This window comes from Slackia piriformis YIT 12062, assembly GCF_000296445.1.
Lineage (GTDB): Bacteria > Actinomycetota > Coriobacteriia > Coriobacteriales > Eggerthellaceae > Slackia > Slackia piriformis.
The window spans coordinates 147,350-159,220 of sequence record NZ_JH815198.1; the positions used below are offsets into that span (position 1 = coordinate 147,350).

An 11,871-nucleotide genomic window follows, 5' to 3' on the forward strand; every position below is an offset into this window, starting at 1 on the left:
AGTGACGAATGTTTCGCAGATGCGCGTTGGCTTGGGCTACGACGTCCATGCGTTCGCCGAAGGCCGCAAGCTCATTTTGGGCGGAGTCGAAATTCCCCATCACAAGGGACTGCTCGGGCACTCCGATGCCGATGTGCTTGCGCATGCTATTTCTGACGCTATTCTCGGTGCTGCGCGCGCAGGCGATATCGGCAAGCTTTTCCCGGATACCGACCCGGCGTATGCCGGCGCTGATTCTCTGAAACTTCTGGCAGAAGTTGCAGCGCACGTGCGCGGTCTTGGCTTCGAAATCGTGGATGTTGACAGCGTGATCGCCGCGCAGGCCCCCAAGCTTTCGCCCCATCGCGATGCCATGCGGGAAAACCTGGCGCGTGCCATAGGCGTTTCCGTGGACGCTGTGGGCGTGAAGGCTACCACTACGGAGCGTCTTGGCTTCGAGGGCCGCGAAGAAGGCATCTCGGCGCAGGCTGTGTGCCTTTTGGCGAAGAAGTGTAGCGAGCCGGCGGAATAGGCCGGCGCATTTCGTTGCATCCAAGGGTGATGCACGGTTCGTTGAATAATGACGCTTCGGCGTTTTGAGAAGAAGAGGATTGCATCTATGATTCGCATTTACGATACGCAGGCGCGCGCCAAGCGCGATTTCGTTCCCGCACGCGAGGGCAAAGTGGGCATGTACGTATGCGGCCCTACGGTCTATAACTACATTCACATCGGCAATGCCCGCACGTTCATCAGCTTCGACACGGTTCGTCGTTACCTGGAATGGAGCGGTTACGACGTGACCTTCGTGCAAAACGTCACCGACGTCGATGACAAAATTATCACGAAGGCGAACGAAGAGGGCCGCACCGCCGCCGAAGTTGCCGCCGAATACACCGAGGCGTTCATCGCCGACATGCGCGCGGCCGGCGTTAAAGACCCCGATATCCGCCCGAAAGCCACCGAAGAGATCGACGAGATGATCAAGCTCGTAGAGACCCTCATCGAGAAGGGCCATGCCTACGAGGTGGAGGGCGACGTGTATTTCAGCGTTCGTTCGTTCCCCGAATACGGCAAGCTTTCCAACCGCAACATCGATGAGATGGAGGGCGGCCATCGCGAACTGCGCGCCGACGGCAAGGGTCTTGAAGACCGCAAGCGCGATCCCCTCGATTTCGCCGTGTGGAAGGCCGCCAAACCGGGCGAGCCAAGCTGGGAAAGCCCCTGGGGCCAGGGTCGCCCGGGCTGGCATATCGAGTGCAGCGCTATGAGCCGCAAGTACTTGGGCATGCCGCTCGACATTCACGGCGGCGGTGCCGACCTGGCGTTCCCGCACCATGAGAACGAAATCGCTCAGAGCGAGGCGGCGTGTGGATGCACGTTCTCCAACTACTGGATGCACGGCGGCATGCTGCAGATCAACTCAGAGAAGATGTCCAAGAGCCTGGGCAACTTCCTTTTGCTGCGCGACGTGCTTAAGGAGTGCGACGCGCGTGTTTTGCGCATGCTTATGATGCAGACGCACTATCGCAGCCCGCTCGATTTCAGCAAAGAGCGCCTCGACGAGGCGGGCGCGTCGCTGGGTCGTTTGTGCTGCTGCATCGATCGCATGGATTGGCTGGCATCCCATCCTGATGAGAACGCCCCGGCGTTCGTTCCCGAAACCGAAGGGTTCACGTTCGAGAAAGCCGTCAAGAATGTCCGCGAGGCTTTCGCCGCCTCCATGGACGACGATTTCAATACCGCTGGCGCCTTGGGTGCTATCTTCGGATTCGTTGGCGAAGTGAACGCGGCGCTCGGCACGGCGACGTTTGGGCCCGCCGATGTCGCCAATCTCGAATCCGTGCGCGATGTGATTATCGAGCTCATGGGCGTGTTGGGCATTGATGTGGCCCCCGCTAAGGCGGAAGTCGCATATCCCGCTGAGGTCGTGGACCTCGCCCGCGAAGTTGCGGGCTTCGAGGGCGAAGACGCCGCGGAGGCGGTGGATGCTCTGCTCGAAGCACGAGCCGACGCACGTGCTGAGAAGAACTGGGCGGTGGCCGATGCCGTGCGCGACGGTTTGTGCGGCTTGGGCTTCACAATCGAGGACACCCCTCAGGGCGCGAAGGTTTCGTATAGCTGCTAGACGGCGCGGCGTTTGTTGCCGCGATCGTCTTATCGGATGCGGGACAGCGGGCAAAAGCCCCTGTCCCGTTTTTACGTGCGGTCTGAGGACGAGTACAATGGTGCAGCATAAAGAAAGGGGGCGCCATGTCTCGTCCGCAGCGAATGGTTAGTGAAGAGCGTGCAGTAGAGATTCTCGAAAAGACCCATTGGGGCGTTCTTTCTATGGTCGACGCTCAGGGAAGGCCGTACTCGACGGCGGTGAATGCCGTGTACAGCCCGAAGGAGCACTGCCTGTATTTTCATTGTGCGCGCGAAGGAATGCGCTGGAAATGCTTGCATGACAACCCGTTCGTCAGGTACTTTGCCGTAGCAAACGAAACGATTGACGGCTCGCGCATCACCACGTATTACGAAAGCGTCGCCGTTGACGGCAGGGCGCGTTTCCTCGAAGACGAGGACGAGGTTCGTCGCACGATTGCTTTTCTGACGGAGCGTCTTGCTCCTGGGGAAATCGAGCGTCAACCGAACATCCTGGGGGCATGCGTCAAGCAGGTTGCCATGGTGCGTATTGATATCGAATCGCTCAGTGCGAAAGTGAATGAGAGACAAAAGAATGGCTGATTACATAGAAGGAAAACGTCCGGTCATCGAGGCGCTTCGTGCGCAGATGCCCATGAAGTGCGTCATGTTGGCGGATAATCTCCAGCAAGACGGACAGGTCAAAGACATCCTGCGCAAGGCACGCCAGTTCAACGTGCCGGTGAAAACCGTCACGCGTCGTAAGCTCGACGATATGAGCGAGCGCGGTAGCCACCAGGGCGTCATGGCCCAGGCGCTTCCGTACCCGTATTCCAGCTTCAAAGAGATTCTGCGCGGTGCGGAGAAACATGCTGAAGAGCACGACGGCAATGCGCTCATTATGGTGCTTGACCATATCACCGATGCAGGAAACCTCGGCGCCATCGCTCGATCGGCGGAAATCGTAGGCGCGTCGGGCGTCATCATCCCGAACAAGCGCAGCGCCCATGTTACGGCGGCTACGTACAAAAGCTCGGCGGGAGCCATCAACCATATCAAGTGCGCCCAGGTTTCCAATATTGCCCAGACGCTCGAGCGTCTGAAGACCGAGGGTTATTGGGTTGCAGGAGCGAGCGAAGAGGCGCACTACACGGTCTGGGAAGCTCCGCTGCATGGCAAGATCGCCCTGGTCATGGGTAACGAAGGCGAGGGCTTGTCCCGCCTGACTCTTGAAAGCTGCGATTTTCTGACCAGGCTTCCGCAGGAGGGCAAGGTTGGCTCCCTCAACGTGGCGCAGGCTGCTACGGCCATCATGTACGAATGGATGCGCCAGAGCACGGTCAAAGCGCAGGGCTAGGCGCATTCAGATGGCTCGTGCAAGAAGGAGGCTTCTCATCGTAGACGGATACAACGTGCTGCGAAGCGGCTCGCGGTATCGGTGTCTGCGCGATGCGGGGCCGAACCCTGATTATGCTGACGATGCGTTCAATAGGGCTCGTGAAGCCCTGATTAACGACGTGGTGGCGTACGCCGGCCGCGATTGCGATGCTGTTGTTGTTTTCGACGGAGGTCGTAATCAGTTCTCCGACGGTTCTGTCGAACGTGTCGGCGGCGTGCGCATCATGTTTTCACGAGCGGGGGATTCGGCGGACAAGGTCATAGAGAAGCTGAGCCGCGATGCGCGCGAACGTGGCATCGAAACCATGGTGGTGACCAGCGATGCCACTATCCAGAATACGGTCTTCGGTTTGGGAGTCGATCGCATGAGCGCCAATGGGTTTAGCCATGCGGTCGAGGTGAACCATCAAGAATACGAGCTCGATGAAACGCCTCGCCCTGCGGTTAAAAACACCGTGAGCGATCGGCTTGCCCCATCTGTTCGTGCGAAACTTGCCGCCCTGAGGGATTCTCTGTAGCGTCGGACAGCGCGTCTTTTTCGTTCTATTTTATGCGTCTTGCCGTGGCCTTTTCTTCCGGTATGACTTGCGCGAGGTGGATCGTTTAGGGCAATTCTTGGTTTTGGCGCAATGATTGACCGATATAAGCGCAGGTAGATTGCGTTTTCAGAAGAAAGGCAACCTCGTTCGCGCATTGTTCAGCGCAAGGGCATGGGATACAATAACAAGTTACATGGCTCTGCGAAAGTTTTATCGAAAGGGGGTGCCGGGCATGAAGATTCACGTTATAGCGGTCGGTAAGCTGAAGGAAAAGTTCTGGGTAGATGCTTGCGCCGAATACGTTAAACGCTTGAAGGCGTACGCGAAAGTAACGGTTCAGGAGATTCCCGATCGCGACCCTGCGAAAAGCGGCGGCGAGGAGGGCGCTCGCAGGATCGAGGGCAAAGGCATCCTCGAGGCTCTGCCCGAGCATTCCCACGTTATTCTTCTCGATGTGGGCGGAAAGCAACTTTCAAGCGAAGGCATCGCCGCCCGCATGGATGCGCTTATGCTCTCCGGTGTAAGCGACATTACGTTTGTCGTCGGCGGATCGGGCGGTGTGAGCCGCGGTGTGTACGATTTTGCGGACGAGCACCTATCGTTCGGCAAAATCACGCTTCCGCATAATCTTGCACGCGTGGTGCTTCTAGAGCAGATATATCGCGCGTTCAAAATCAGCCGCGGAGAGCCCTACCATAAATAGAGCTTTCACGATATAAGCAATATGGGCGAACCAGGTTTCCAGCATGCCGCTTGGAGGCCTGGTTCGCTTTCTCTTTCCCAAATGCGGTGTGGGTTGTTTTGCCGAAGACACGGGTTGACCGAAATCGGCTGAGTTGTCGGACGTTTTCGTCTTTGAACGAGTTGGTGCCGGATGCCTTGGCATCGTTTGTCCAGACACGTTCGAAGGTTTTCCGGCCTCCGCTTTTTCGATGCATATCAAAAGCGTGGGCGCGCTTTTTCGTATGATGGCCGAATAACAATTTCAGCGGAGCGCATGCTCTGTTTTTACCATAAGGAGTTTGTATGACTGCTCGAAAAAAAGACGAACCTCGCATGTCCGCCGAGGACCGTCTTTCCATATACGGCATTTTGAAAAAGAACTTTTCTTTCGATGAGGATTACCCCCTTGCCAATCTTGGTTGGTGTTTTGTTCGCGAGGGAATCAACAAGGAAGACTACGGCTTTCTGAAGCTTAAGGCGATGCTTGAGGAGATGGTCGATTTCGTAAGCACTTCCACGAAGGAAATCGGGGGAGTGTCGCAGTCGATGTTTGCTCTTCATGAGTTCGCTCCGTTCGAAGAAAAGCTTGCGGAAGAGGACGAATCGGAGGATACGCAGGAAGGCGCTTCTGGTTCCGAAGAGAAGCCGGAAGCATCCGAAGCGTCTTCCGATGCGGAAAAGGACAACAAGCAGAGTTTTTCAGAAGTTATTGCTGATGAAGAAAAGTGTAAAAAAGAAACTAACACTAAAAGCAACAGTAATAAAAAAATAGAAACTAGAAGTGAAAAAGAAATAAGCGCCGAATCAAGCCCTGAAAATGCAAAGGGAGATAAAGAGGGAAAAGATAGCAAAAAAGTTTCAGCTACTAAAGATGAAAATGATTCTAAAGATAAAAATGGAATCAGAAGCGAAAAAGCAACAAACAACAAAAATGAATCTAACAATAAAAAAGTAGCTAAGGAACAAAAAGATACTAAAGAGGCTAAGAAAACAGATGAGGATGCAGGAAGTAAGGGCGATCGTCGTTCGTCTGTAGCCGCTTTGCCCTCGCCAGCGCAGGGCGAAATAGCTCCGTCGCGCCGTTTGGAATCTTCCAAGGGCTCTTCGTCGAAGCAGAAAACGAGGTCTTCCTCGAAGCCTGCTTCACGTTCCCAGGCCGTCTCGCGCGCATCGGGGGATAGGCCTCGGCGACGCGTTATTCCCGGCAAAGCTCTCGAGCGTTTCGGCTATCTTGGAACATGGCCCGAGTTCCTCCGCACGCTTGCCAATCTGGCGCTCGATGAGCCGTGGGATTTCTGCAATCAAGACATCGGCGAGGCAACGCGTAAGTACGACATCCTCCACAACTACATCCGCTATACGTTCTACCGTCTGACCCTCGAGGACAAGATAGGCTTTTCGTCGGACGAGGATTTCGCCGTGTTCAATACCGGTCTGGTGGATAGACATTATGAGGACATCTATGCATGCTTTGAGCCTTCCGATCCCGAGCGCCCCGAAGAGGCTCGTTATGCGTGGTCGTTTGCAGGCTTTTGCACGGCCGGTACAGGAAGGCTCGGCAAGCGACTGGTTCGCGAGCTTAGCCCGCTTCCTCAGCCGGCGAGCTATCTTGAACGCAAGGAGGACCTGCTGTTCGACCTCGATCGAGAGGTTGTTTGCGATGTCCATCACATTGTTGTAGACAACGTGCACAGACTGCCGGTGAATTTCCTGCGCGATGAGCTTGCCTCTTCCCAGGAATGCCTCGGTATTCTTGCCGGTATTGAGGATTTGACGGACGGCGCGCGCGGCGATAGGTTCGAGAAACTGCGTATTGTCATCGAGAACGACACGCGTCTCTTCAACAGGCTGAGCACGAGCATCAATGCCGCCATCGATGTCGCGAAGCGTCAGGTCCGTTGGAATTACAAGACCGCTGTTCCTGCGTATTACCCGCGTACGAACAGCATGAACCTGCTGCTTCCGCTCATTCTCACCGATTCGCCGACGCCGGACGTGGCACTTGTCGTTGAGTTGCAGAAATCGGGGAATTACCAGGGGCAGACCGTGGTCACCATGGCTCAGGCTTACAGGGATGCGCGCCTGCTGTGCCGCCCCTACATCGATTGGCTTTCTCCGGCTTCGATTATCGACGCCGCCGAAGAGGAAGACGAAGAGGAATAAGGCATGGATTCCAACACTGCTGCATCCTGCACATCATCGGATCGCGGATCCTTTCTGGTAGGGATCCTTTCGGACACGCATGGAACGTTGCCGCGATCGGCCTATGCGGAGCTTGCGGATTGCGACCACATCATTCACGCGGGCGATATCTGCGGCCCCGATATTCTGGCGGAGCTTGAAACGCTGGCGCCCGTGGCGGCGGTTTTGGGCAACAACGATTATCGGGAATATGGCGCCGCGGTGGACAAGTTTGCCTCGGTGAAGATGGCGGGAGTGTCGTTCCTGGTGACGCACAAGCCCGATGATTTGGAGCGCGCTCTTCGCGGCTGTACGTCGGCGCTTCAGCCGGGCGATCCTGTTCCTGATGTCGTGGTGCATGGGCATACGCATATCCCGCGTGTCGTGAAAGGCAAGGCCGCCCGTCCTGCGACGTTGCTTGTTTGTCCCGGTTCGGTTACACGTCCACGGGGCGGTTCTTCGCCCACGGTGGCAAAGCTTGCGCTCTGCGACGGCGTGGTGAAAAGCGCGCGCCTGGTCGAATTGACGCGCGACTAGATGCCCGGAAGCCTTGTTCCAAGGCGTTTTCACGAAGCGAATGAAGACAGGAGTTCCCTATGAAGCTCGATACTGCTGAAGTGCAGGAGATTATCGCTAATGACCCCCATATGCTGCTTGTCGACGTACGCGGCAAAGAAGATTTCGATGCTGGGCATATTCCCGGCGCCGGGTGCATGCCCGCCGAAGAGATGCTCGATTGCCTTTACGACGAGGCGCTTGGCGAGCGCGGACTGGATGCTATCGCGAACATGCGCGGCATGGAGCTTTCCGATGACGCATCGGTCATCCTGCTCTATAGCGGCCATGGAGAGCGCAGTGCGCAGGTGCTGCAGCACATGGAAGCGATCGGCTACGTGAACGTCTACGACGCCGGCGCTCTTGACGAATGGCCTTACGACGTGGTGACCACTGCGGAAGAGCAGGCTGTGGCGGCGGCGCTTGCGGCGTCCGACGTTGTTGCACATGGGGGCGGCTGCGGTTGCGGCCACGACCACGACTGAGCATGCGAAGGCAATCGTGCGTATTTTGGCGCTTGCAACTGCTAAAGGAACTACAGGTGTTTGATTTGCGCGCGTGCACGGTGTGAAAACGAAAAACGAGGTAGTCCGCGCAAGGCGGGCTTCCTCGTTTTTGGTATGCCGTTCAATTACGACGTTTTTTCGTTTCCGGCAGCTTGGACGACGCATGGACGGGCGAAAGCCTTGTTCGTCCATGCGTCGAGAGGAGGGGCTGCTAAGCGCCGAGTACTTCTCCGATGGTGTAGCCCATTAGGCAATTGCGCGTATGAGAGAGGCAGTTCAGATTGTGCGGGTACGTGTTGTAGAACATGCCGCCCGAAACCACGCCCGCTGCGAAAAGGCCTTCGATGGGGGTGCGATTCTTGTCGAGGACGCGGCATTCGGTGTCCACGAGCAAACCTCCCGCGGTGCAAAGCCCGTCGGCAAATTCTTTCGTGGCGTAATAGGGCGGGGTATCGATGGTCATCATCATGTCGCCGGGGAAGCCGAAGTCTTCGTCCTTTCCGGCGGCGGCCATGGTGTTCCATCGCTCGATGGAGGCCACGAACTCATCTACTGGCACTTCCATCAATTCAGCAAGCTCTTCGAGCGTATCGGCTTTCAAGGCTTTTTCACTGCGCGCGGCGGCCGTCCAGGCTTCCTTGGGACCGTAGCATGAAGAGCTCGGCGTCCAGATCTTGTCGATTTTCTCGTCGATGGCGTCGTCGACGATGTAGAAGTCGTAGGTTCCGGGCTGCGCCTGAATTGCAAGCGCGAGGTGGCCGTAGGGTTCGTATTCGGGGGTGAATCGCTTACCCAGCTTATTGACGCGCAGATACGGCATAAGCTGTTCGGGGTCGAGCATGATAGGCTGGGGAAATTCGTCTTCGGCGGCCCCGACGGCAATGCCCATCTGGTGGCCGTCGCCGGTGTTTCCGAATGCGCCCGTAAGCCAGCTGCCCGGTACGCTGCGCGGACGGCAGCGCTCTTTGAGCATCTGCTGGTTGAATTCGTATCCGCCGGTGGCCAGCACGACGCCTTTCGCGCAGTTGTATTTCTCGAAGCCTTGCTCGCTTTTCACGATGACACCGGTTACTTTTCCCGCATCGTCGGACACGAGCTGGCATGCCGGGCAGCTGTAGCGAATTTCAACTCCTGCATTTTCGAGGATTCCTGCCAGAATCCCTGCAAGGTCGCCGGGAGGATAGGGCAGGTTGAGCGATGTGTTCCACGAGCGCGAAAGCGATGTTTTGTCGTATTCGTCGCGAAAATCGGGGAAGTCTCCTGCGGCGAACGTGAGCGGGTAGTCGTCGAGGTTCTGGTTGTCGAAGTGTCCGATGTACCAATCGACGGCCTCGCCGTTTTTCTCGAGGAAGTGGCGGTACAGGCTCATGTCGCCCTGGAAAGCGCAGTCGACCATGGCGTCGGCGATCCATGCGTCGGTGTCGTAGGTCATGCCCCAGTGCTGATGCAGCTTCGAGCTCGTTCCGCCGATGGTCGCCGAGTTGTAGTTGCCGGTGCTCTGTTTTTCGACGGCGACGGTTTTCAGGCCATGTTCGGCGCAGGAAAGCGCGGCGGCATCGCCCGCCGGCCCTAATCCGCATACGACGACATCGACATCATGGGTTGCGACGATATCCGATTCCGCGATCGGCTCGGCCACGAAGGCAATTTTGCCTTCGCCCGCCGCTCCCACTTCTATCTCCTCGACAACGGGCCATACGGCCTTCGAAGGGTCGGTTGTTTGCATGGCTCCGTTTGCGGCGATATCGTCTGCAGTGCTTTGCTCGGCTCCCGTCGTTTTAGGTGCGCATCCGCTCAAGCTTGCAAGTGCGGCAAGACCGGTTGCCGCCCCTGCCGTTCCGAGAAATGCGCGGCGGCTCAGTTTCCTCTCGTTCATCTGTTCCCTCCTTGTAGACGTTGCCCCAATGGCACGACCTATGGGTTCCCATGGTGGCGAATCGCTGTGTTTTGTGCGTCATACGAAACGGTATATTTTTATGAATGGCCATCAAAATACCTGTTCACAATATGGGCGTGGTCATTGCGTTTGAAATATGCCAAGAGATTCCAACGTGTACACGAGGGGGTCTTTGTACAATGCGTAAAAACGGAGAGCTTATATTGGCAAGCAAGGGGAAAAGGGGACGTGTTGGCTGGTTCACGTTTGCGACGTTTCGTTTCGAGTAATCGTACGGTGTCAAATTCGATTGCTGTCGTCGGGTCGTCGTTTTTATGGGCATGGGGCTTTCTTTGTTATTTAAGCCCGGTTCTTTTCCCTCCTACGGTTGGGGCTGGAAGCGTTGGCCTTGAGGTTGGTTTTTTCGTATCGCAAGGCTGCATTGTCACATCTGCCTGCTTGCTTCTGGCGTCGTCTTCTTTGCGGCGATTTGTTGTGCGTCGCTTCGTTCTTGCTTTCTGTGCGATTCTCTCCTCGGTTTTGACCTTGCTGCTTGCGGCGTTTGTCTCGTCCGGTTGCATGGTGGGCATCGTCTGCTGTGGTATAGTGCATGGCGTTTGCATTCCCCTGCTTGGGATTGCTTGGGGAGCGCGCTACTCCATCGGGTCGAAGGGCATGCAATCGCTGGTGGTATTGTCGTTTCTTATTGCCTATGCGTTGTACTTCGTTTTTCCGTTTGCCCCATATAAAGGCGGGATTGTCTGCGTTGCGGTCATGCCGCTGGCATCATGGGCACTATGGCGCATTGACGCGCGCAATCGTGATGCGCTGGTAAGAAAGGTCGATGAATCGCAAGAGAAAAAAGACGCTGGCAGAAGCCTTGCGTTTCTCGGCGAGCTTTTCAACGGTTCATGGGAGCTATCGGGCATTCCGTGGAGGGCCTTGGCCGCCGTTCTTCTCGCCGCATTTGTCGGCAATATGGTTGCTTCGGCGGCAATGGGTTTTTCGTACGAAAACGCGGACGGTCTTTTCAGGGGCGGCGCTTTCGTGTGCGCTTGCATTGCCACTATGGCGCTCGTGCCTTTGACATCCGACGGGTCTTCGCTTTCCGCGTCGGCGGCCTATAGGCTCACCTTGACGTTTTCGGCGGTGGGGCTCATAGGGATTCTTGCTTCCGACGGATCGGCCATTGCCCTGTGTGGCGCTTTGGTTCAAGGGTGTGCCTTTTTCTTCCAGGTTCTGATTATTGTTTCCGTGAGCAGGGCAACATGGGAAAAGGCCTTGTCGCCGCTCTTGTCTTTCTCTATGGCTCAAGCGGTAACGGCGGCCGTGGTGCTTGCTGGAAACGTGGTTGGAAAGCAGGTCAATGTGGGCGATGCTTCCTGTCCGGGCGTTTTCGAGTGGGCGTGCGGCCTTGCCATGCTGGCGTTGTTTCTCATTATGGTGAAGCAGGCTGCCAACGCCGATGCCGCCTTACCCGAGGTTTCGGACGCAGTGGCAATGGGTGAGAAATCCGAATGTTCGCAGGATGAAAACGGCCTGTTTTCGCACCGCGATGAGCCATGTTTCGATTCCACGGAGGTTTCCTTGGAGGAAAAGGTCGCTTTGTTTGCGACGGCGTTCGAATTGACGAAACGCGAAAGCGAGGTATTCTCCTATCTTTCGAAAGGAAGGAGCCTGCCTTATATAGCCGATGAACTTTTCGTTACGACGGGTACGGTGAAGACCCATACCGTTCATATCTACCGCAAACTCGGGGTTAAATCGAAGCAGGAATTAATCGACCTGTTTGAAGGGTGGAAAAAGGACTGACTCTGCTTATGTGTCAGCATATGGACGTCGAAGCAAATCGGCGGGTTTTTGTTAACGACATGCGCTCTTCGATGGAATCGACTATGCGGGTAGCGGCGTGCGTGACTGCAGGCATCGCTTTTGTCGATTCGGTGGTGCAAAGATATCTGTTTGTTTCCTAATGTTGGTTTTGCCT

General features: G+C 56.2%; 11 protein-coding genes. 10 read left to right on the forward strand and 1 reads right to left on the reverse strand.

Translation table 11 applies throughout. The features are described 5' to 3' along the window. The first annotated feature begins 19 nt into the window (after positions 1 to 19). The 9 genes from ispF to HMPREF9451_RS00715 all read left to right on the forward strand — a co-directional run bounded on the left by ispF (position 20) and on the right by HMPREF9451_RS00715 (position 7,987). A complete protein-coding gene (gene ispF / locus HMPREF9451_RS00675; protein ID WP_051000998.1) occupies positions 20 to 511 on the forward strand; it encodes a 2-C-methyl-D-erythritol 2,4-cyclodiphosphate synthase in 492 nt (163 codons plus the stop codon). An 87-nt stretch (positions 512 to 598) separates the two neighbouring features. Beyond that, positions 599 to 2,107: a cysteine--tRNA ligase gene (gene cysS, locus HMPREF9451_RS00680; RefSeq protein WP_009138372.1), complete on the forward strand. Its 1,509-nt coding sequence runs from the start codon at positions 599 to 601 to the stop codon at positions 2,105 to 2,107. A gap of 125 nt (positions 2,108 to 2,232) precedes the next feature. Beyond that, the gene (locus tag HMPREF9451_RS00685; RefSeq protein WP_009138373.1) at positions 2,233 to 2,709 is read left to right on the forward strand and encodes a pyridoxamine 5'-phosphate oxidase family protein; all 477 of its coding nucleotides are present in this window, start codon (positions 2,233 to 2,235) and stop codon (positions 2,707 to 2,709) included. Then, entirely contained in the window at positions 2,702 to 3,463 is a 762-nt protein-coding gene (gene rlmB / locus HMPREF9451_RS00690; RefSeq protein WP_009138374.1) for a 23S rRNA (guanosine(2251)-2'-O)-methyltransferase RlmB, read from the forward strand. The genes HMPREF9451_RS00685 and rlmB overlap by 8 nt, the downstream gene beginning before the upstream one ends. 10 nt (positions 3,464 to 3,473) lie before the next feature. Then, positions 3,474 to 4,022, forward strand: a complete 549-nt coding sequence (locus HMPREF9451_RS00695) for an NYN domain-containing protein (protein WP_009138375.1) — start codon at positions 3,474 to 3,476, stop codon at positions 4,020 to 4,022. 253 nt (positions 4,023 to 4,275) lie between these two features. Then, positions 4,276 to 4,746: a 23S rRNA (pseudouridine(1915)-N(3))-methyltransferase RlmH gene (gene rlmH / locus HMPREF9451_RS00700; protein ID WP_009138376.1), complete on the forward strand. Its 471-nt coding sequence runs from the start codon at positions 4,276 to 4,278 to the stop codon at positions 4,744 to 4,746. 323 nt (positions 4,747 to 5,069) lie between these two features. Further along, positions 5,070 to 6,929 carry a DUF3825 domain-containing protein gene (locus HMPREF9451_RS00705; RefSeq protein ID WP_009138377.1) on the forward strand — a complete coding sequence of 620 codons (1,860 nt, stop codon included), beginning with the start codon at positions 5,070 to 5,072 and terminating at the stop codon, positions 6,927 to 6,929. Between the two features lie 3 nt (positions 6,930 to 6,932). Then, the gene (locus tag HMPREF9451_RS00710; protein ID WP_009138378.1) at positions 6,933 to 7,484 is read left to right on the forward strand and encodes a metallophosphoesterase family protein; all 552 of its coding nucleotides are present in this window, start codon (positions 6,933 to 6,935) and stop codon (positions 7,482 to 7,484) included. 59 nt (positions 7,485 to 7,543) lie between these two features. Further along, positions 7,544 to 7,987 carry a rhodanese-like domain-containing protein gene (locus HMPREF9451_RS00715; RefSeq protein ID WP_009138379.1) on the forward strand — a complete coding sequence of 148 codons (444 nt, stop codon included), beginning with the start codon at positions 7,544 to 7,546 and terminating at the stop codon, positions 7,985 to 7,987. A 232-nt stretch (positions 7,988 to 8,219) separates the two neighbouring features. Here the strand turns inward: HMPREF9451_RS00715 and HMPREF9451_RS00720 are convergent, their stop codons facing one another. Further along, entirely contained in the window at positions 8,220 to 9,884 is a 1,665-nt protein-coding gene (locus HMPREF9451_RS00720; protein ID WP_009138380.1) for an FAD-dependent oxidoreductase, read from the reverse strand. A 495-nt stretch (positions 9,885 to 10,379) separates the two neighbouring features. Between HMPREF9451_RS00720 and HMPREF9451_RS00725 the strand changes: the two genes are divergently transcribed. Then, a complete protein-coding gene (locus tag HMPREF9451_RS00725) occupies positions 10,380 to 11,696 on the forward strand; it encodes a response regulator transcription factor (protein ID WP_148508443.1) in 1,317 nt (438 codons plus the stop codon). Positions 11,697 to 11,871 lie beyond the last annotated feature (175 nt).